Here is a 21,336-nt window from a genome sequence, read left to right on the forward strand (position 1 = left end):
GGCTTGCTCGCGAAAGCGGTACATCAGTCGACATCAGCTTTGACTGACACACCGCTTTCGCGAGCAAGCCCGCTCCCACAGTAGTTTTGCGTGATCTGAAGAGTGGATTACAACCCCACCACATCCTCAGCCTGCAACCCCTTCTGCCCTTCCACCACCGCATATTCAACCTGCTGGCCTTCGGTCAGCGAACGGTGGCCTTCACCGCGAATCGCGCGGTAATGCACGAACACGTCCACCCCGTCCTCGCGCTGAATGAAGCCGTAGCCCTTGGCGTCGTTGAACCACTTCACGTTGCCGGTTTCGCGTGTTGCCATTTGTTCATACTCCCTTTTTATTATTGGTCGGGCTTTTCGCAGGAAAGCCTCGGGAACGTCAGCCTGCGCATACCGGTCCCATGAGGGCAACGGCGACAGAGCGCCGAGTATATGACAGACGTTAAAACTCTCAACAAGAGTTTACTTTCGCGCTTTTTTGCCGATTTTCAGCGAATCCGGCACACTAGGGGGTCTTCTCAATTAGTTTCCGCGCCGCGCCGGGTCTGCTGTTTTGCAGGGCAAGGCGCGAGAAGCGTGGTTTGGTCATTCCAAATAAGCTTCGAGCAACGCAGCCCTGCAAAACAGCAGGCCCGGCCCTTCGGGTTGTGCCTTAAAGCGGGCCAGGCTGCGTTACAGGCCTTGGAAAGGGAACAACCATTCCCAGCGGCCTGCGCCTTGCCTGGCCCGCTTTAAGGCGACAACGCGGCGCGGAAACTAATTGAGAAGACCCCCTACGACCTCCCGAGCAAACGCTCGGTTTTATTCACTCACGCAGAAGCCGTATGACCCGCTCCCCGTTCCGCCGTCTTGTGTTTGGCACCCTGCGCCGACTGTTGTACCTCTGGGTTCGCTCCGAGACGATCAACCAGTCGTCGTTCACCCTCAACCTCGACCGCAGTCGTCCGGTGTTCTACGTCCTGCAAAACCCTTCGCTGACCGACCTCGCCGTGGTCGACACCGAATGCAGCAAGGCCGGCCTGCCACGCCCGGTACTGCCGGTATCGGTGGGCAACCTGCTGGAGCCTGCCGCGTTCTTCTACCTGACGCCGGACCCGGACTGGCTCGGCCGCCAGGACAAGCGCGGAGCGCCGCCGACACTGACCCGCCTGGTCAGCGCCCTGAGCCAGAACGCCGCCGAAGATGCGCAGATCATCCCGGTCAGCGTGTTCTGGGGGCAGTCGCCGGACAGCGAAAACAGCCCATGGAAACTCCTGTTCGCCGATAGCTGGGCCGTTACCGGGCGTCTGCGTCGGTTACTGAGCGTCATCGTCCTGGGACGCAAGACCCGCGTGCAGTTCTCCGCGCCGATCCACCTGCGCGAACTGATCGAGCACGACAAGGGCCACGAACGCACCGTGCGCATGGCCCAGCGCATCCTGCGGGTTCACTTTCGCAACCTGAAGGCTGCGGTAATCGGCCCGGACATTTCCCACCGCCGCAACCTGGTCAAAGGCTTGCTGAACCAGCCACAGGTCAAACAAGCGATCCTCGACGAAGCCGAGCGCGAGAACATCTCGCCGGAGAAAGCCAAAGCTCAAGCGCTACGCTACGGCAACGAAATCGCCTCGGACTACACCTACACTGCGATCCGTTTTATGGAAGTGGTGCTCAGCTGGTTCTGGAACAAGATCTACGACGGTATCAAGGTCAACCACATCGAAGGCGTGCAGAAGGTCGCCCAGGGTCACGAAGTGATCTACGTGCCGTGCCATCGCAGCCACATCGACTATCTTCTGCTGTCCTATCTATTGTTCCGCAACGGTTTGACCCCGCCGCACATTGCCGCGGGCATCAACCTGAACATGCCAGTGATCGGCGGCCTGCTGCGTCGCGGCGGTGCGTTCTTCATGCGCCGCACCTTCAAGGGCAACCCGCTGTACACCTCGGTGTTCAACGAATACCTGCATACCCTGTTCACCAAGGGTTTCCCGGTGGAGTATTTCGTCGAAGGCGGCCGTTCGCGCACCGGGCGCATGCTGCAGCCGAAAACAGGGATGCTGGCGATCACCCTGCGCAGCTTCCTGCGCTCATCGCGCATGCCCATCGTCTTCGTGCCGGTGTACATCGGCTATGAGCGTGTGCTGGAAGGCCGGACCTACCTCGGCGAACTGCGCGGTGCGGCCAAGAAGAAAGAGTCGATCTTCGATATTTTCAAAGTCATTGGCGCACTCAAGCAGCGCTTCGGCCAGGTGGCGGTGAACTTCGGTGAGCCGATCAAACTGGCGGAATTCCTCGACAGCGAACAGCCGGACTGGCGCCAACAGGAACTCGGCCCGCAGTTCAGACCGGCCTGGCTCAACGAAACCACTAACCGCCTCGGCGAGAAAGTCGCCCGGCATCTCAACGAAGCGGCGGCGATCAACCCGGTCAACCTGGTGGCGCTGGCGCTGCTGTCGACCACCCGACTGGCGCTGGATGACCGGGCTATGGCGCGGGTGCTGGATCTGTACCTGGCGCTGCTACGCAAGGTCCCCTATTCGCCACACACCACCTTGCCGGAAGGCGATGGCCGGGCGTTGATCGAGCATGTGAAGGACATGGACCTGCTGTCCGAGCAAAGCGATGCCCTGGGCAAGATTCTCTATCTGGACGAACAAAACGCCGTCCTGATGACCTATTACCGCAACAACGTACTGCACATCTTCGCGCTGCCGGCGTTGCTGGCGAGCTTCTTCCAGAGCGCTTCGCGCATGAGTCGCGAACAGATCCTGCGCTACACCCGCGCGTTGTATCCCTACCTGCAAGCGGAGCTGTTCATTCGCTGGTCGCTGGACGAACTGGATGCGGTGATCGACCAATGGCTGGAGGCGTTCGTCGAGCAAGGCCTGCTGCGCTTCGAGAACGACGTGTACTTGCGCCCGGCGCCAAGCTCGCGGCATTTCGTGCTGCTGACCTTGCTGTCGAAAAGCATCGCCCAGACCTTGCAGCGTTTCTACATGACCGTGTCCCTGCTGCTCAACAGCGGCCAGAACAGCATCAGCGCCGAAGAACTGGAAGACCTGTGCACGGTCATGGCCCAACGCCTGTCGATCCTGCATGGCCTGAACGCCCCGGAATTCTTCGACAAGAGCCTGTTCCGCCACTTCATCCAGACGATGCTCGACCTTGACGTGCTCAAGCGCGATGAAGCGGGCAAGCTGAGCTATCACGAACTGCTCGGTGAACTGGCCGAAGGCGCGGCCAAGCGCGTATTGCCGGCGGAGATTCGTTTGTCGATCCGTCAGGTGGCGTTGCATCGCAGTGAAGATGCAGCCGACGCCACCCCTCCTTTGTAAACCGTCTAGATTGATCAGGGCGCCAGTCGGTTCTGGCGCCCTCGATACGGAGATTGACCGATGAAAAAACTGCCACTGATCGCAGCCGCCATCCTGCTGACAGCCTGCCAGCACCCGACACCGGCGCCCAAGGCTTCCCTTGATGGAGAAGTCTTCTACCTGCAACGCATCGCCCTGCCACCGACGGCGGTCCTGAGTGTCAGCCTGCAGGACATTTCACTCGCCGATGCCCCGGCGAAGGTCATCGACGAACAGCGCGGCCAGATCAAAGGGCAGGTGCCGCTGGCCTTCCATCTCAGCTACGACCCGCTGAAGATAGAGCCCAACCACCGTTACTCGGTGAACGCGCGCATCGAAGTCGACGGCAAACTGATGTTCATCACCACCGAGAATCATGCCGTGCGCCTGGACGGCACCGATCCACAACCGCTGAAGGTCCGTGTCGACCCGGCCCGCTAAGTGTCTTTTTCGAAAAAGGAAGTTGCCATGTTCCGCCCTACCCTCCGCTTTGCCGGCCTGTGCGCAGGCTTGATGATCTGTGCCAACGCCCTGGCGCTATCCCTCAGCGACCTGTCGCAGAAAGACGCCACCGGCGGCCTCAAGGACGCCCTGACCCAAGGCGCGCAACTGGCCGTAAAACAACTCGGCACCCCGGGCGGCTTCAGCAACAACCCCGATGTGAAAATCGAACTGCCGGGCAAACTGGGCAAAGTCGCGAGCAAGATGAAACAGTTCGGCATGGGTGATCAGGTCGATGAACTGGAAGCCAGCATGAACAAAGCGGCGGAAATCGCCGTCACCCAGGCACAGCCAATCCTCGTCGATGCCGTGAAGAAAATGACCGTGGAAGATGCCAAGGGCATCCTCAGCGGCGGCAACGACTCGGCCACCCAATACCTGAACAAGACCAGCCGCGAACAGATCCGCGCCAAGTTCCTGCCCATCGTCAAGCAAGCCACCGACAAGGTTGGCCTGGCCCAGCAGTACAACTCGTTCGCCGGGCAAGCGGCGACCATGGGCGTAGTGGATGCGAAAAACGCCAACGTCGAAAACTACGTCACCGAGCAAGCGTTGAATGGCTTGTTCGAGATGATCGGCAAACAGGAAGAAACCATCCGCCAGAACCCGGCGGCTGCGGCGACCAGTCTGGCGAAGAAGGTGTTTGGTACGCTCTGAGCCGCGACACAAAACCTGTGGGAGCAGGCTTGCTCCCACAAAGGTTCAGGCCGCTGATACGGGCCTTAGAAAGAACACCCACTCGCGCCCCATCTTGCGTTTCTCGAACAACTTCAACGCGACCAGCCCATTTAGCGTGGCTGATGCCGTGTTGTAAGAGCAACCCAGATTTTCCTTCACATTGACCGCCGTGAACTCCTTGGCCATTCCGCTCCTGGCTACCTGAAACAATGCCCGCTGTTTCTCGGTGAGCTGGTCGAGAAAACCACTTTCACGCAACCAGCAATCAAATTGCTCAGCATCGTCCAGACTTTTCCGATACGTCCCGGTAAAACTGCCCACAGCCCGCAACACCACCGAACACTGGAAATCGATGAAGTACGTCAGATCCAGGTCATCCGCCTCGGTATTCAAATACGACCGCCCGTACTTCAACGGCGCATTGCGCAACAAATCACTGATGGCGATGTAGCGAAACGCCGAGAAGTCATTTTTGAACATGAACCAGTAAAACAACGCACGCGCTACCCGACCGTTGCCGTCGCGAAAAGGATGCTCGTAACCCAAGACAAAATGCAGCGCGATGGCTTTGATCAATGGATGAAGGTAGTCCGCTTGATGAGGGTTGTTGTGGGGTTGATTGATCCACTTCGCCAGCCCCTGCAAACGTGACACGAGCCCTGTTGCAGGCGGTGGCGAATGCACGGTGTTGCCCTCGCCATCCTGGACTACGACGTCATCGTTGGTCCTGAATGCTCCAGGCGAGTACTGCGAATCGTCGATCCCCTCGACGCCAACTCGATGCATGGCTGCGATCAGCTCAACGCTCAGTGGCTCGTAACGCTGCTCCCAGGCGAAGTTCATCATCTTGAAGTTACCGATGACCATTCGCTCATCCGGCGTGCGCGGCGAACGATGGCGCTTGAGCATGTCCTTGGCCACCCGCGTCGTGGTGGCCGCACCTTCGAGCTGGCTGCTGCTGATGGCCTCGTCTTCGATCAGATCATTGAGCAAATAGCTGAAATGAGCGCGCTCGCCAATCTGGCCGGTCATGTATTCCAGCACTGCGGTTGTCGCCTGACGATCCACTACGGAAATGGCTTTTTGCGCCTGAGGCGTCAGCATGAACTTCAGCCAGCACGACGGTTCACCCAATGGCAAAAGGCTCGAATACTGTGCAGTCCGCGCTTTCTTGACCAAGGCCCAGCACAGGTTCGAATCCAACCCGGGCGCCCAGCGGTAGCGCAATGAATCGAACGGCAGGTAACGCCCCTGATCGTCCAGGGGCTTGAGCAAGGCGAGGTACTCCGAAAGGCGTTCCTTGTGGGGCGATCGCAACAGCCGATCAAACACCGGATCGGACCGGCCTCTCAATGTGGGTGGATTTTTCATGGCGCTGTCTCAAACATGCGTGAAACCGGGCTCTGAGTACAACACCTGAGCTTTTTAGCCTCAATATCAGACGGGTCCGAGATAGATGTAGGAACAATGAAGGCCCGTTGGTTGGTCCAGGTTCAGCGGGCTTCTGCCTTTGGCTATTGCTGCTGATCCAGCTGATCGAGGACGCGATTCACTGATAGCTGCGCCAGGACGATCATCTGCTGAATGCCGAGTGCCAGATTGCAGGTTGGGCCGCTCAGGATGGACGACAGTTCGGTTGCCATTACATTCGCAGAGGCGAGAGTTTCATAGGCATGGACCAGCAGGGTTTCGGAATCGACGCCTGGGCGGATGGTGAAAATTGGGCAAGGACGGTGTGACACTTGTTTTTCGGATTCAGAGGCAGAGGGATCTGGACTGTCTTTGATCATTGCGAAGCTCCCAAAGTAGGCGCCTAACATTTTGGCGGGCTTGCAGTCCCGATCACTGAATTGGTAGCGACAGGCAAAGGCTAGAGATCGTGCTTCTGACGGGCAAGCTGAAAGTCTTGTGGGAATGGTCTGAATGGTTGGCTTTGGCGATAAACATTGTCGACTGTAAGTCCGTCATCGCGAGCAGGCTCGCTCCTACAATTGGATCGGGTACATCTGTGAGGGATTGGTTGGCTGGCAGGCCGTCTTCGCGGGCAAGCCCGCTCCCACAATTTGACCGAGTACATTCGGAAGAAACAGGTCGGCTGTCAGGCCGCCTTCGCGAGCAGGCTCGCTCCCACATTTTGAATTGAGCATGGTCGGGAAAATCAGGCCGGCCGGTAGGCCGTCTTCGCGGGCAAGCCCGCTCCCACAATTTGACCGAGTACATTCGGTAGAAACAGGTCGGCTGTCGGGCCGCTATCGCAGGCAAGCCAGCTCCCACAATTTGACCGAGTACATTCGGAAGAAACAGGTCGGCTGTCAGGCCGCCTTCGCGGGCAAGCCCGCTCCCACAATTTGACCGAGTACATTCGGTAGAAACAGGTCGGCTGTCGGGCCGCTATCGCAGGCAAGCCAGCTCCCACAATTTGACCGAGTACATTCGGAAGAAACAGGTCGGCTGTCAGGCCGCCTTCGCGGGCAAGCCCGCTCCCACAATTTGACCGAGTACATTCGGTAGAAACAGGTCGGCTGTCGGGCCGCTATCGCAGGCAAGCCAGCTCCCACAATTTGACCGAGTACATTCGGAAGAAACAGGTCGGCTGTCAGGCCGCCTTCGCGAGCAGGCTCGCTCCCACAATGGGTCGGCGTACACCCACTGATTTTCACCACTCATCAGGTCGAGCGTTAGCTCGTCTGCAGCTTTTGATCTTGATCCACCCGCCCCCTCGGGAGGCTGAGTGGAGGTGTTCATCCGGGGATTGGCGCGCAGCGCCGTTCGACGCAGTCGAACTCATTGCATGTAGGTCGAAGCGAAGCCGACCGGAGGGCAATGCCCCCGGATGAATACCGGAGCGAAGGAACCCCGAGCCTAGGCGAGGGGCCGTACGTTCGGGGCGAGCGTTTTTTGCTTACTTTTTTAGGCGCTTGTAAAAAAGTGAGTCGCCGTAAGGGCGAAACCGCCAGTGGCCGTTACCGCAGGAATGGATATGTACACCATCAAAAAACAGCCTGGTCGGCCCGAAGGCCGCCAAGGTCACCCCCTCAAACCGACTCTTTGCGAACCCGAAACCAGGCCGCATAAAGGGCAGGCAAAAACAGCAGCGTCAACGCCGTGGCCACAATCAACCCCCCCATGATCGCCACCGCCATCGGCCCGAAAAACACACTGCGCGACAGAGGAATCATCGCCAACACCGCCGCCAGCGCCGTCAGCACGATCGGCCGGAACCGCCGCACCGTCGCCTCGATGATCGCCTGCCAAGGCTTGAGCCCCGCCGCAATATCCTGCTCGATCTGATCCACCAGAATCACCGAGTTACGCATGATCATCCCGGACAAGGCGATAGTCCCCAACATGGCCACGAAACCAAAGGGCTGGCGGAACACCAACAGAAACAGCGTCACCCCGATCAACCCCAGCGGCGCCGTCAGAAACACCATCGCCGTGCGCGAGAAACTTCGCAGTTGCAGCATCAGCAAGGTCAGCACCACCACGATGAACAACGGCACGCCGGCCTTCACCGAATTCTGTCCCCGCGCCGAGTCTTCCACCGTGCCGCCGACATCCAGCAAGTAGCCATCCGGCAGTTCAGCGCGAATCGGATCGAGGGTCGGCATGATCTGCTGCACCAGCGTCGCCGGTTGCTCCTTGCCATAGATGTCGGCGCGAACCGTCACGTTGGGCAGGCGGTTGCGGTGCCAGATGATGCCCTCCTCGAAGCCGTATTCCAGGGTCGCGATCTGCGACAGCGCGACACTGCGACCGTTATCGGTCGGTACCGCCAGGCTCGGCAGCAACGACAACTCGGTGCGCTCATGCACGGTGCCGCGCAACAGGATCTCGATCAACTCGTTGTCTTCACGGTACTGGCTGACACTGGAGCCGGTCAGGGAGCTTTGCAGGAACCTCGACAGGTTGGCTGTGCTCACGCCCAGCGCCCGCGCACGGTCCTGATCGATGTTCAGGTACACCACCTTGCTCGGCTCTTCCCAATCCAGGTGGACATTGACCACATGCGGGTTCTCGCGAACCTTGGCCGCGACCTTGCGCGCCAGCGCTCGCACCTCCTCGATGTGCTCCCCGGTCACGCGGAACTGCACCGGATAGCCAACCGGCGGACCGTTTTCCAGGCGTGTGACCCGCGAACGCAGAGCGGGAAATTGCTCATTAAGGGTTGAGATCAACCAGGTGCGCAGGGCTTCCCGTTCTTCGATGGTTTTTGCCAGGACGACAAACTGGGCGAAGCTCGCAGCCGGCAGTTGCTGATCCAGCGGCAGGTAGAATCGTGGCGAACCGGTACCGACATAGGCCACGTAATTGTCGATCCCGGCCTTATCCTTGAGCAGTGCTTCGAGGCGTTTGACCTCGTCGGCGGTGTTGCTCAGCGAAGCGCCTTCGGCCAGTTTCAGATCGACCATCAGCTCCAGGCGACCCGATGCCGGGAAGAACTGCTGCGGCACAAACTTGAACAACACGATGGAAGCGATGAACAGCAGCACGGTCGCCAGGATCACGGTCTTGCGCCAGCGCACGCACCACTCCACCAGACGCCGGACGCGCTGATAAAACGGCGTGGCATAGGGATCGGGTTGGCCGGCACCGTGTTTGGCGGCATGAATCTTCGCCAGGTCCGGCAGGAGTTTTTCCCCGAGGTACGGCACGAAGACCACCGCGGCCACCCACGACGCCAACAGCGCGATGGTGACCACCTCGAAGATCGAACGGGTGTATTCGCCAGTGCCCGATTGCGCCGTGGCAATCGGCAGGAAGCCGGCCGCGGTGATCAGCGTACCGGTGAGCATCGGGAACGCGGTACTGGTCCAGGCATAACTCGCCGCTTTGACCCGGTCGAAGCCCTGCTCCATTTTGATCGCCATCATTTCCACGGCGATGATCGCGTCGTCCACCAGCAAACCCAGGGCCAGTACCAGCGCGCCGAGGGAGATCTTGTGCAGGCCGATGCCCAGGTAATACATGCACGCGAACGTCATCGCCAGCACCAGCGGAATCGCCAGCGCCACCACCATGCCGGTGCGCACGCCAAGGGAGAAGAAGCTCACCAGCAACACAATGGCCAGCGCCTCGACCAACACTTGCACGAACTCACCAACACCGGTTTTCACCGCCGCCGGTTGGTCGGAGACTTTGCGCAACTCCATGCCGGCCGGGAGGTTTTTCTGTATGCGGGCGAACTCGATTTCCAGCGCCTTGCCCAGTACCAGGATGTCACCGCCGTTCTTCATTGCCACCGCCAGGCCGATGGCGTCTTGCGCCATGAAGCGCATGCGCGGTGCCGGTGGATCGTTGAAACCACGGCGCACGTCAGCCACGTCGGAGATGCGGAAGGTGCGATCACCGACCCGGATCGGGAAGTTCTTGATCTCGTCGACCGTTTGAAAATTCCCCGTCACCCGTAGCTGCAAGCGCTCGCTGCTGGTTTCGAAGAAACCTGCCGTCGACACCGCGTTCTGTTCTTCAAGGGCTTGCTGGACGACCGCCAACGGCAAGCCGAGGGTGGCGAGCTTGACGTTGGAGAGTTCGATCCAGATTTTCTCGTCCTGCAACCCCAGCAGCTCGACCTTGCCCACATCCTTGACCCGTTGCAGCTGGATCTGGATGCGGTCGGCGTAATCCTTGAGCACGGCGTAGTCGAAACCCTCGCCGCTCAGGGCGTAAATATTGCCGAAAGTGGTGCCGAATTCATCGTTGAAAAACGGTCCCTGAATCCCCGGCGGCAGGGTATGACGGATGTCGTTGATCTTCTTGCGCACCTGATACCAGAGCTCCGGGATCTCCACCGAGTGCATGGAGTCGCGCGCAATGAAGGTCACCTGGGATTCGCCGGGGCGGGAGAACGACACGATGCGTTCGTATTCGCCGGTTTCCATCAGTTTCTTTTCGATGCGTTCGGTGACCTGGCGCGAGACTTCCTCGGCGGTCGCCCCCGGCCAGTTGGTGCGAATCACCATGGCCTTGAAGGTGAACGGCGGGTCCTCACTCTGGCCGAGTTTGGTGTAGGAAAGTGCGCCGACGATGGCCAGCAACAGCATCAGGAACAGGACGATCTGGCGATTACGCAGCGCCCATTCGGAAACGTTGAAGCGCATCGGGGCTTACTCCTTGTCCGCCAGATTGACCACGCGATTGGAGCGATCCACCGGGCGCACCTGCTGCCCTTCGAGAAGCACATGAACACCGGCGGCCACCACCCAGTCGCTGGCGTTGAGTCCTTCAAGCACCGGTACGGTTTTCTCGCCGAAGGCACCGACCCGCACCGGGGTCCTTTGCAAGGTGTTGTTGGCGCGGACGACCCAGACATAGGTCACGCCGTTTTCCGCCGTCAGCGCAGACAGCGGAACGGACAGTGGAACCACGTCGGCGGCCTGCACGAACACTCGGGCGCTCTGACCCAGTTCGACAGGCACAGTGCCGGTCTTGAAGGCGATACGCGCCGCGAAGGTACGCGACTTGGGGTCGGCTGACGGCGACAATTCACGGATGCGCCCGGCGAGACGCTGGTCGGGCTGGGTCCAGAGTTCCACTGACACCGGCTCACCGACCTTGAAGCGGCCGAAGTTCTGCTCCGGCAGGCTGATCAAGACTTCACGCTCGCCATCGGTGGCCAGTGTGAACACCGTTTGCCCGGCTGCCACGACTTGCCCGACTTCCACCAGGCGCTTGGCCACGACGCCGTCCTGCGGCGCACGCAACACGGCGTAGCTGGCCTGGTTATTGGAAACGTTGAATTCGGCTTTGATTTGCTTGAGACGCGCTTCACCGGAACGGTAGAGGTTTTCGGCGTTGTCGTATTGCGAACGACTGACCAGTTGGCGCTCCATCAGGGTCTTGTAGCGATCACGCTCGGATCGCACCAGGTTCAGATTGGCTTCGGCGGCTGCGACCTGGGCGCGAGTGGCCTCCAGTTGCAGGCGCACGTCCTGGGGATCGAGCTCCGCCAAGGGTTGATCGGCCTTGACCCGCTGCCCCTCCTCGACCAGTCGTCGGCTGACTTTGCCGCCGATGCGGAACGCCAGATCCGGCTCATACCGCGCGCGAACTTCACCGGGATAGCTTTCCATGGCCTGCGCCGAAGGCTCTGGCTGGACCACCATGGCCGGGCGCACGCTGACTTGCGGCGCCTCTTCATGACCACACGCAGACAATAAAAAAGCCAGGGTGACTGGCAACGCGAGGGACAAGGCATAGCGGAACATGGTGAAGGACCTTTCGCTAATGGTGCTTTGAATAATTATACTGAGCAGTATGTTATTAATAGCAAACTCACCAGTCCAGTAATAAAAACGAATATGCCAAACAATCTTTCAGCACCCAATGGCCCAGGCAGACCCAAGGACCTGGTCAAGCGCCAGGCAATTCTCGATGCAGCGAAAGTGCTGTTTCTGAGTAAGGGTTATGCCAATACCAGCATGGATGCCGTCGCGGCCGAGGCCGGTGTGTCGAAGCTGACGGTCTATAGCCACTTCAACGACAAGGAGACGCTGTTCTCCTCCGCCGTGATGGCCAAGTGCGAGGAACAGTTGCCACCGCTGTTCTTCGAACTGCCGGAAGGCGTGGCCGTGGAAACCGTGCTGCTGAACATCGCGCGCGGTTTTCATCAACTGATCAACAGTGATGAATCAGTGAACCTGCACCGCTTGATGATGACCCTGGGCAGCCAGGACCCGAAGCTCGCGCAAATCTTCTTCGAGGCCGGGCCGCAGCGCATGCTGCATGGCATGGAGCGCCTGCTGAACAAGATCGACGAAAGTGGCGTGCTGCGTATCGACAAGCCGCACAACGCGGCCGAGCACTTCTTCTGCCTGCTCAAGGGCGCCGGGAATTTCCGTTTGCTGTATGGCTGCGGCGAGCCGCCGGTTGGCGAAGAGGCGGAGAGCCATGTGCGGGAGGTGGTAGGGTTGTTTATGCGGGCTTATCGGCCTGATTGAGGCAGATGAACTTGCAGCGTTTGTACTGACGCTTTCGCGAGCAAGCCCGCTCCCACAGGTGACCTGGTTCCGTCAGACAGTACGCGGTCGAATGTGGGAGCGGGCTTGCTCGCGAAAGCAGGCGCTGCGGTCTTAAGGCTTGAGCGCCTTCTTCGGATAGATGTCATACCGACTGGACTTTCCATCCAGCGCATGACTCGGCTTCGGCCCTTCAATGCAAGGCGCCTTGCGCGGGCGCTTGACCACCACCCTGTGGCTGGCCAGGGCCAACGCGGCCTCGAGCAGTGCCGGCGCATCCGGATCATCGCCCACCAGCGGCCGGAACAGGCGCATTTCCTTCTTCACCAGCGCGGTTTTCTCGCGGTGCGGGAACATCGGGTCGAGGTAGATCACCTGGGGCGGTTCGCCCTCCCAGTTGCGCATGACCTCGATCGAATTGCCCTTGAGCAAGCGCATGCGCGCCACGATCGGCGCCACGTCGAAATCTTCCGCGCCACGGGCCAGGCCGTCTTCCAGCAAGGCACCGATCAGCGGCTGACGCTCGATCAGGCTCATCTCGCAACCGAGGCTGGCCAGCACGAACGCATCCTTGCCCAGCCCCGCCGTGGCATCCAGCACCCGCGGGCGCACGCCTTGGGCGACGCCAACAGCCTTGGCGATCATCTGCCCGCTGCCGCCGCCGTACAGTCGGCGATGGGCCGCACCACCCTCGACGAAGTCCACCCGCACCGGCCCCGGCGCATCCGGCCCCAGCTGTTGCAGCTGCAAGCCCATGTCACCCACCTGCAAGGCAAATTCGCCGTCAGCTACTTGCATTGGCAAGCCCAGGCGCTCGGCCCATTGCTCGGCTTGTGGCTCGAAAGCCGCGTCGAGGGCCTGGACATGGATGCGGCAGGCCGCAGGTTGATCAATCATCGGAAAACACGCTCAAAAAATTAATGATCGGCAAAAACTGCCGATAACAAAACTATCGAGCATTTTGCCAGAGCTGAGCGTCTACCGAGAGAAATGTCAGACATTCAACCCACAATCACAGGTTTTATCTCGCCCTACGGCGACTACAACCTGCGAAACACCCAGGCACTGAGCGGCGTCAGCCACATCTGGCAGGATTTCTTTGCCCGAGCGCTGGCCGAACAGTCGGGTGAAGTGCTACCTGAGTCTCTGAATTTTCCACCGGTCGATCTCGAAAGCCCTGTTGAACCCACGGTCGGCAGCGACCTGCTGGCCCACATCGTGTCCCAGCGTGAATGCGACGTGAAGGACAACGTAATCCGCCCGCCCGAGCCGCTGTTCCTGCCGATTGCCGAATTCGAAATGGACCTGGCGGACAAGCCGTTCCCACCGTTCCCGGCGGACGAAATCGTCGCCCAGCAAAAACAGCAGGACTTCGAAAGCGGCTGGGTTCGCCCGATCGTATTGAGCGCCGGTCAACCGCTGCCAGAAGCTGGCCCTGCCCCGCAACCGCGTCCGCTGCACCTGCCCATCGCCGAGTTCGAACTCGAGCTGCTCGACAAGCCGTTCCCGCCGTTCTCGCCAGAAGAACGGGTGGAGCAGCAGAAACAACTCGATTTCGACAATGGCTGGGCGCGCCAGATCATCCTGCAGAACCTGCGCATCGCCGCCTGAACCTCAGCCGCGCCCTCTTCCCTCAACCTTTGAAAAACTGATTCGCCTTCTGATACGGCATCGACCGGGACGTGAAACCGAACGTGCCTGAGGTCTGGATTTCTTCGGCGGCGCGGAAGAATTCGCCATAGGCCGCCAAGGCCAGCGCCGAACCAACGCTGATACGTTTGACGCCCATTTCCCCCAACTGCGCGACCGTCAGCTTCAAGCCGCCCGACATCAACACATTCACCGGTTTTGGCGCCACGGCGCGCACCACCGCCAGCACATCCTCGGCACTGCGCAGGCCCGGTGCGTAGAGCACATCGGCACCGGCCTCGGCGAATGCCTGCAAACGGCGGATGGTGTCGGCCAGATCGGGATTGCCGTGCAGGAAGTTTTCCGCCCGGGCAGTCAATGTAAAGTCGAACGGCAGACTGCGAGCGGCAGCCACAGCGGCTTCGATGCGCGCCACGGCATGTTCAAAACAGTAGATCGGGCCTTCTTCGCGGCCGGTGGCATCTTCGATCGAACCGCCGACCGCTCCGACCTCTGCTGCGCGCAAGATACTTTTGGCGCAATCAGCCGGGTTGTCGGCAAAACCGTTTTCCAGGTCGACGGCAACCGGCAGGTCGGTGGCGGCGACAATCGCCTGAACGTTCATCAGGGTATCGTCGAGGGTCAATCCGCCATCGGCACGCCCCTGGGAAAAGGCATAACCGGCACTGGTAGTCGCCAGCGCCTCGAAGCCGAGGCTGGCAAGCATTTTTGCCGAACCGGCATCCCACGGATTGGGAATCACAAATGCCCCGGGGCGTTCGTGAAGGGCTTTGAACGCCTGGGCTCGAAGGGTTTGCGCATCCATTGGGCAGGCTCCTGAAGAGGGGAAAGAATCCGCCTCAGAGCAGGCCAAGTTGCTCGGCGACGGGTTCTCTGTATAGCTCAGGCAGCGCCGGCAAGCCAGGCAAACGCAGCATCAGCCGGGCGTGAAAACGCTGCGCCAGTTTCGCGGCCAGCAGGTTGTCGGCCGTGTGCAGGAAGATGTACGGCGTACGACCTTCTTCGATCCATAACGCGATTTTCTCGACCCATGGTTCCAGGAACGTATCGTTGGCCTCAAGCGTCGGATGGCCGATAAAACGCACCTGCGGAAATTGCGTGAATGCCGCCGGCCGCGTTGGCACACGGGGTTTCTTCGACTGGGCGTGGAGCACCGAAGGCTCGGTCGAGGTGCAACTGAACAGCGCACGGGGATCGAGACAGATGCGTTCGACACCGCGATCCAGCAGCAGCCGGTTGAGCATTCGTTCGCTGTCACCCTTGGCGAAAAACTCGTCATGCCGCACTTCAACAGCCAGTGGTCGCTGCAGGGCATCGATAAATCCGGCCAGCTCAGGCAAACGTTGGGGCGTGAAGCTTTTCGACAACTGCAACCAAAGTGGCGACACCCGTTCCCCCAGAGGGCTGAGCAATTGCAGGAAGGTTTCGGCGGCGGTCAGTTGCTCGCGCAGATCGCCACCGTGGCTGATCTCGCCGGGAAACTTGGCGGTGAAGCGAAAATGTTCGGGCATGGTTTCGGCCCAACGCTGCACGGTGCTGGCAGCCGGGCTCGCGTAGAAGGTCGTGTTGCCTTCCACGGCATTGAAAACCTGGCAATAGAGATCAAGAAAGTCGGCGGGTTTGGCGTCCGGCGGATACAGGTAGTCGCGCCAGGCGTTTTCGCTCCAGGATGGGCAACCGAGGTAATACGGCAGCAACATCAGATGTACAGGTCGAGACCCAGCACATCCGTATCCCAATCGACGAAACCGGCGGTGCTCAGGTAGCTGGCCAGGGCTGTCGCTACGCTTTTGCTCATGGCACGGTGGTAAATCATGTCTTGCTGACGGGCGGGAAGATTGCTCAGTTTTTGCGCAGAGGCTTTGGCGGCGCGGGCAGCCAGTTGCTCTTCAGTCGGGAATTCCAGCTCGCCTTCGATATCAATGGCGTCGTCTTCCACCACGCGGCCTTTGCGGGGCTTGCGGTTGATGGGGTAGGACTGAGAGGAAACGCCGTCTATACGCATAAGTGCATACTCGGAATCAGTGATGGCAGTTTAGTGGCGCAAAATCCACTTCGCAAACCGCCGAGTGATAACTAGAACACATAAAAGGCAAAAGGTTTAAAAGCCGGGTTAGAAAATGACGATTGGCAGAACTGGTGCAGAACACTAACCCTGTGGGAGCGGGCTTGCTCGCGAAGACGGTGTGTCAGGCAACAGAAATGTTGAATGTTATACCGCCTTCGCGAGCAAGCCCGCTCCCACAGGTACTGCGTGAATCAACGCGCCTTTGGTGTGGCCACTTTATCGCGCAGATACACCGGCTGCGCCTCATCGGCCACGATCGCCTCGCCGCGCGCCCAGGCAAATCGCGCCAGTGTCAGCAAGTCTTGCGCGTGGGGCAACATGCCAGCGTCCTGCCCGCTCAGGCTGACGGCGATACGCTCGCCATAGCCCCAACCGGTGCCTGCGCCGAACCATTCGCCGCCGGCATCGGCCGGCAATGCAGCGGACTCCGGCGGCAGTACCGCTTCCGCCCCCACCAGGCGCATCTCCCCGGCCGTTTCGCGGTAGCAACCCCAATACACTTCATCCATACGCGCATCGATGGCGGCGGCGACCTGCGTGGCGCCGTGTTCGCGCAGCGCACGTTGCGCCAGCACGGCCAGGTTCGACACCGGCAGCACCGGGCGATCCAGGGCAAACGCCAGCCCTTGCACCACGCCGATGGCGATGCGCACACCGGTGAAGGCGCCCGGGCCACGGCCGAAGGCAATGGCATCGACCGCTTGCAGCGTGGTGCCCGCATCGGCCAGCAATTGCTTGATCATCGGCAACAGCTTCTGCGCGTGCAGGCGCGGGATCACCTCGTAATGGCTCGTGACCTTGCCGTCATGCAGCAAGGCAACGGAGCAAGCTTCAGTCGCGGTGTCCAGGGCCAGCAAGGTGCTCATCGATGTATCCACAAGAGAGATCGGAAAAAAGTGCGTCAGTATAAACAACTACGGCCCGCAAGCGGGCCGTGGATGATGCAGCGGGTCAGACTTTTCAGCTCAGGGCTGCAAGCACCTTGGCGGTGATCGCTTCAACCGAACCGACGCCTTCGATGTGGCTGTACTTCGGCTTGCCATTGGCAGCCGACAGCTTCTGGTAGAAGTCCACCAGCGGCTTGGTCTGGGAGTGGTAGACCGACAGGCGATGACGCACGGTTTCTTCGGTGTCGTCCTTGCGCTGTACCAGCTCTTCACCGGTGACGTCGTCAATGCCAGCCACTTTCGGCGGGTTGTAGACGATGTGGTACACGCGGCCGCTGGCCTCGTGAACACGGCGACCGGCGATACGCTGGACGATTTCTTCGTCTTCAACGGCGATTTCAACCACGGCATCGAGCTCGACGCCTGCAGTCACCAGGGCTTCAGCCTGGGGAATGGTGCGCGGGAAGCCATCGAACAGGAAACCGTTGGCGCAGTCGGACTGGGCGATGCGGTCCTTGACCAGTGCGATGATCAGGTCATCGGACACCAGGCCACCGGCATCCATGATGCTCTTGGCCTTGATGCCCAGCTCGGTGCCGGCCTTGACCGCTGCACGCAACATGTCGCCGGTGGAGATTTGCGGAATGCCGAATTTTTCGGTGATGAACTGTGCCTGAGTACCTTTACCGGCCCCGGGAGCTCCCAGCAGAATGACGCGCATCGATGTGCTCCTCAATTTTTTATATGGATAACGTCAGATTCGCCTCGTGGGGCCAATCTCAAAAATAGGGTCGTGACCGCCCAAACGGTCAAAGGCTGATCAAGATACACAGCAGGCTGCGCCCACACAAGACGCCAAAAGTCGGAGAAACCGCTGCCTCCTGCGACCATTGCGCACAGTTTCCCAAGTCGCAACCCCGTCATTAACTGTCGCCTGGCAGCACTTTTGCACCCGTCAAACGGCGGCATCCGGCTCACCTGCCGGATGCCTGACCCCATGGCAAAGACCTTAGCCGGTGTTGCGCAAACCGGCGGCAATCCCCGCCACAGACACCAGCAAGGCCTGTTCTACCGGGCTGCCCTGCGCCGCGTCCTGCACTCTTGAACGGGCCAGCAACTCGGCCTGCAATAGATGAAGCGGGTCGAGGTAGGTGTTGCGCAAGCGGATGAACTCAAGGGTCGCTGGGCTATGTGCCAGCAGCTGCGACTGCCCGGTCAGGCCGAGAACGATGGTGCACGCCTGCGACAATAGGTCGCGTAAGTGCGCACCCAATGGCAACAGATTCGGCTCTACCAGACGCTCATCGTAGGACTGTGCAATGTCGGCATCGGCCTTGGCCAGGACCATTTCCAGCATGTCGATGCGGGTGCGGAAGAACGGCCACTGCTCGCGCATTTGCCCCAGCAGTTCGCCTTCGCCACGCTCCAGCGCCTTGCTCAGGGCCGCTTCCCAACCCAGCCAGGCCGGCAGCATCAGGCGCGTCTGGGTCCAGCCGAAAATCCATGGGATCGCCCGCAGGCTTTCGATCCCCCCGGCCCGGCGCTTGGCCGGACGACTGCCCAGCGGCAAACGGCCGAGCTCCTGCTCCGGCGTGGACTGGCGGAAATACTCCACGAACTGCGGATTCTCCCGCACCACGGCACGGTAGGCGCTGACACCATCCGCCGCCAGTTCGTCCATCAAATGGCGCCACTCGGGCGTAGGTGGCGGCGGAGGCAGCAAGGTCGCCTCCAGCACGGCGGCCAGGTACAGATTGAGGTTTTGCTCGGCGATGTCCGGCAGGCCAAATTTGAATCGAATCATTTCTCCCTGTTCGGTGGTGCGGAAACGCCCCGCCACCGAACCCGGTGGCTGCGACAGGATCGCTGCGTGGGCCGGGCCGCCGCCACGCCCCACCGTGCCGCCGCGACCGTGGAACAACAGCAGCTCGACTTGTTGCTCGCGGCAGATCTCCACCAATCGCTCCTGCGCCCGGTACTGCGCCCAGGCCGCCGCGGTGGTGCCGGCGTCCTTGGCCGAGTCGGAGTAGCCGATCATCACTTCCTGCGGCCCTTGCAGACGCGCGCGATAGCCCGGCAACAGCAGCAGCTTCTCGATCACCGGCCCCGCGTTGTCGAGGTCGGCCAGGGTTTCGAACAGCGGCACTACACGCATCGGCCGCAACACGCCGGACTCTTTGAGCAGCAACTGCACGGCGAGTACATCGGAAGCCGCACCGGCCATGGAAATCACGTAGGAACCGAGGGATGCCGGCGGCGCAGCGGCGATTTCCCGGCAGGTCGCCAGCACCTCGGCGGTGTCGGCGCAAGGCTTGAAGTAGTTCGGCAACAAGGGCCGACGATTGCTCAATTCGCGCATCAGGAAGGCGATGCGCTCTTCTTCGCTCCAGTCTTCGTAGCGGCCGAGGCCGAGGTAGTCGGTGATTTCAGTCATGGCGGCGGTGTGCCGCGACGAGTCCTGGCGCACATCCAGACGAACCAGGAACAGACCGAATGTCACTGCCCGACGCAGGCAATCGAGCAACGGCCCATCGGCGATCACGCCCATGCCGCACTCGTGCAGGGAGTGGTAGCAAAGCTCCAGTGGATCGAGCAGTTCGCGGTTGTCTTGCAGCACATCGATCGGTGCCGGCGCGGGCGTCGACAAGGCGGCATGTGCCCAGTTACGCGTTGCCCGCAGGCGTTCGCGCAGGTGTTTGAGCACTGCCCGGTAGGGCTCGGCGCTGTCTCCCGCCCTGGCCTTCAATTCATCGCTGGCCTGCTGCATCGACAGCTCAGCGGCCAGGCGATCGACATCGCGCAGGTACAAATCGGCCGCCATCCAGCGCGCCAACAGTAAAACCTCTCGGGTCACCGCCGCCGTCACGTTCGGGTTGCCGTCGCGGTCGCCGCCCATCCACGAGGCAAAGCGAATCGGTGCCGCCTCCAGTGGCAGGCGCAGGCCGGTGGCGGCGTACAGGGCCTGATCGGCCTTGCGCAGATAGTTGGGGATGGCCTGCCACAGCGAATGCTCGATCACCGCGAAACCCCACTTGGCTTCGTCCACCGGCGTCGGGCGCGTGCGGCGGATTTCCTCGGTGTGCCAGGCTTCGGCGATCAGGCGTTGCAAGGTGGTCTTGATCTGCTCGCGCTCGGTACTGGTCAGGTCACGGTGATCCTGAGCCGCCAGTTGCGCGGCGATGGCGTCGTACTTCTGGATCAGTGTGCGGCGTGCAACTTCGGTAGGGTGCGCCGTGAGTACCAGCTCGATCTCCAGCCGGCCCAGTTGCCGGGCCAACGCGTCGGCGCCATGTCCTTCGGCGCGCAGGCGCGCGAGCAACTCCGGCAGCACCCGGGCTTCGAACGGCGCCTCTTGGGATTCCTCGCGACGGTGAATCAACTGATATTGCTCGGCGATGTTGGCCAGGTTGAGGAACTGGTTGAACGCCCGCGCCACCGGCAGCAACTCATCTTCGGTCAACTGGTTGAGGCTGGCGCTGAGCTCGGCGTCCATGGAGCCGCGCCGGTCAGCCTTGGCGCCTTTGCGGATCTGCTCGATCTTGTCGAGAAAACCGTCGCCATATTGTTCACGAATGGTGTTGCCCAACAGCTCGCCCAACAGGTGAACGTCCTCGCGCAAGCGTGCATCAATATCGGTCATCAGCAGGTCTCCAGCAAAAAATCCGGGCGGCTAAGAAACAAGAGAGTGCCGCCCCAGAAAGGTTCTTACAAGCAAGACGACGAAGGGACTGTAAACCTTGCCTGTTGAGGCTAGTCTGAACGGTAAGCCGTACAACGGTTGTCGCCGGCCAATGCCGGACACTCACTCTGCCTGCCACGAGCGGGAGCGCAATGAGGTCAATATGAAAATCCGCGAGCTTGCCCACCACTGGGAAGAAAACGCCAAAGGACGCCTGACCGACACCGGCTACTCGATTCATCTGGACGTGGAGTCTGCCGCACGCCTGGCCGCGCTCGTCGAGATGTATCCCAAGCGGCATCCTGAAGAACTGCTCGGCGATCTGATCGGCGCCGCACTGGAAGAGCTGGAAAGAAGCTTCCCGTACGTCAAGGGCACGACCGTGGTCGCCACCGATGAAGAAGGCGATCCGCTGTACGAAGACATTGGGCCGACCCCGCGCTTTCTGGCGCTGTCCCGTCGGCATTTGCACGATTTGTCGGTGCCTGAGGACAAACAGAAACACTGATTTTCCACAGAACTTGTGGGAGCGGGCTTGCTCGCGAAAGCGGTTTAACATTCGACATCTACGTTGACTGATAGAC

General features: G+C 60.6%; 18 protein-coding genes. 6 read left to right on the plus strand and 12 right to left on the minus strand.

Annotated elements, in window-relative coordinates:
- Positions 1-107 precede the first annotated feature (107 nt).
- On the minus strand, positions 108-317 hold the full coding sequence (locus KGA98_RS27040; protein WP_007954750.1) for a cold shock domain-containing protein: 210 nt from the start codon (positions 315-317) through the stop codon (positions 108-110).
- A 503-nt stretch (positions 318-820) separates the two neighbouring features.
- Here KGA98_RS27040 and plsB point away from each other — a divergent pair.
- The 3 genes from plsB to KGA98_RS27055 are packed head-to-tail and all read left to right on the plus strand — an operon-like array spanning position 821 to position 4,489.
- Positions 821-3,313 (plus strand): glycerol-3-phosphate 1-O-acyltransferase PlsB, encoded by a 2,493-nt coding sequence (gene plsB / locus KGA98_RS27045; protein WP_223504695.1) that lies wholly within the window; start codon positions 821-823, stop codon positions 3,311-3,313.
- A 60-nt stretch (positions 3,314-3,373) separates the two neighbouring features.
- Positions 3,374-3,772, plus strand: a complete 399-nt coding sequence (locus KGA98_RS27050) for a YbaY family lipoprotein (protein WP_090453364.1) — start codon at positions 3,374-3,376, stop codon at positions 3,770-3,772.
- A 27-nt stretch (positions 3,773-3,799) separates the two neighbouring features.
- Positions 3,800-4,489 carry a DUF4197 domain-containing protein gene (locus KGA98_RS27055; RefSeq protein ID WP_223504696.1) on the plus strand — a complete coding sequence of 230 codons (690 nt, stop codon included), beginning with the start codon at positions 3,800-3,802 and terminating at the stop codon, positions 4,487-4,489.
- Positions 4,490-4,534: 45 nt separating this feature from the next.
- Here the strand turns inward: KGA98_RS27055 and KGA98_RS27060 are convergent, their stop codons facing one another.
- The 4 genes from KGA98_RS27060 to KGA98_RS27075 form a co-directional block, all read right to left on the minus strand.
- Positions 4,535-5,881 carry a Fic family protein gene (locus KGA98_RS27060; RefSeq protein ID WP_223504698.1) on the minus strand — a complete coding sequence of 449 codons (1,347 nt, stop codon included), beginning with the start codon at positions 5,879-5,881 and terminating at the stop codon, positions 4,535-4,537.
- 143 nt (positions 5,882-6,024) lie between these two features.
- Positions 6,025-6,300: a DUF6124 family protein gene (locus KGA98_RS27065; RefSeq protein ID WP_223504701.1), complete on the minus strand. Its 276-nt coding sequence runs from the start codon at positions 6,298-6,300 to the stop codon at positions 6,025-6,027.
- Positions 6,301-7,545: 1,245 nt separating this feature from the next.
- Positions 7,546-10,611, minus strand: a complete 3,066-nt coding sequence (locus tag KGA98_RS27070; RefSeq protein WP_057716189.1) for an efflux RND transporter permease subunit — start codon at positions 10,609-10,611, stop codon at positions 7,546-7,548.
- 6 nt (positions 10,612-10,617) lie between these two features.
- Complete coding sequence (locus KGA98_RS27075; protein ID WP_223504703.1) at positions 10,618-11,718, minus strand: efflux RND transporter periplasmic adaptor subunit; 1,101 nt, start codon at positions 11,716-11,718, stop codon at positions 10,618-10,620.
- 93 nt (positions 11,719-11,811) lie between these two features.
- Between KGA98_RS27075 and KGA98_RS27080 the strand changes: the two genes are divergently transcribed.
- Positions 11,812-12,450, plus strand: coding sequence for a TetR/AcrR family transcriptional regulator (locus KGA98_RS27080; protein WP_223504705.1), 639 nt, complete (start codon positions 11,812-11,814; stop codon positions 12,448-12,450).
- Between the two features lie 132 nt (positions 12,451-12,582).
- On the opposite strand, the gene KGA98_RS27085 is transcribed toward KGA98_RS27080, so the two are convergent.
- A complete protein-coding gene (locus KGA98_RS27085; RefSeq protein WP_057716192.1) occupies positions 12,583-13,365 on the minus strand; it encodes a class I SAM-dependent methyltransferase in 783 nt (260 codons plus the stop codon).
- A gap of 93 nt (positions 13,366-13,458) precedes the next feature.
- On the opposite strand from KGA98_RS27085, the gene KGA98_RS27090 reads away from it, so the two are divergent.
- Entirely contained in the window at positions 13,459-14,079 is a 621-nt protein-coding gene (locus KGA98_RS27090; protein WP_223504707.1) for an energy transducer TonB, read from the plus strand.
- Between the two features lie 22 nt (positions 14,080-14,101).
- Here the strand turns inward: KGA98_RS27090 and KGA98_RS27095 are convergent, their stop codons facing one another.
- The 6 genes from KGA98_RS27095 to ppc form a co-directional block, all read right to left on the minus strand.
- Positions 14,102-14,923 carry an isocitrate lyase/phosphoenolpyruvate mutase family protein gene (locus KGA98_RS27095; protein WP_090453352.1) on the minus strand — a complete coding sequence of 274 codons (822 nt, stop codon included), beginning with the start codon at positions 14,921-14,923 and terminating at the stop codon, positions 14,102-14,104.
- 34 nt (positions 14,924-14,957) lie between these two features.
- Positions 14,958-15,818 (minus strand): DUF72 domain-containing protein, encoded by an 861-nt coding sequence (locus tag KGA98_RS27100; RefSeq protein ID WP_223504709.1) that lies wholly within the window; start codon positions 15,816-15,818, stop codon positions 14,958-14,960.
- Entirely contained in the window at positions 15,818-16,123 is a 306-nt protein-coding gene (locus KGA98_RS27105; RefSeq protein WP_223504711.1) for a hypothetical protein, read from the minus strand. Before KGA98_RS27105 ends, KGA98_RS27100 begins: the two co-directional genes overlap by 1 nt.
- Positions 16,124-16,377: 254 nt before the next feature.
- Positions 16,378-17,052 (minus strand): tRNA (adenosine(37)-N6)-threonylcarbamoyltransferase complex dimerization subunit type 1 TsaB, encoded by a 675-nt coding sequence (gene tsaB / locus KGA98_RS27110; RefSeq protein WP_057716197.1) that lies wholly within the window; start codon positions 17,050-17,052, stop codon positions 16,378-16,380.
- Between the two features lie 94 nt (positions 17,053-17,146).
- Positions 17,147-17,794, minus strand: a complete 648-nt coding sequence (gene adk, locus KGA98_RS27115; protein ID WP_057716198.1) for an adenylate kinase — start codon at positions 17,792-17,794, stop codon at positions 17,147-17,149.
- A 288-nt stretch (positions 17,795-18,082) separates the two neighbouring features.
- Complete coding sequence (gene ppc, locus KGA98_RS27120; RefSeq protein WP_223504712.1) at positions 18,083-20,713, minus strand: phosphoenolpyruvate carboxylase; 2,631 nt, start codon at positions 20,711-20,713, stop codon at positions 18,083-18,085.
- Positions 20,714-20,915: 202 nt separating this feature from the next.
- Here ppc and KGA98_RS27125 point away from each other — a divergent pair, with 202 nt between their 5' ends.
- On the plus strand, positions 20,916-21,260 hold the full coding sequence (locus tag KGA98_RS27125; RefSeq protein ID WP_056721034.1) for a hypothetical protein: 345 nt from the start codon (positions 20,916-20,918) through the stop codon (positions 21,258-21,260).
- Positions 21,261-21,336 lie beyond the last annotated feature (76 nt).

Origin of the sequence: Pseudomonas sp. BF-R-24, assembly GCF_019947335.1 — a bacterium.
Taxonomy (GTDB): Bacteria; Pseudomonadota; Gammaproteobacteria; order Pseudomonadales; family Pseudomonadaceae; genus Aquipseudomonas; species Aquipseudomonas jessenii.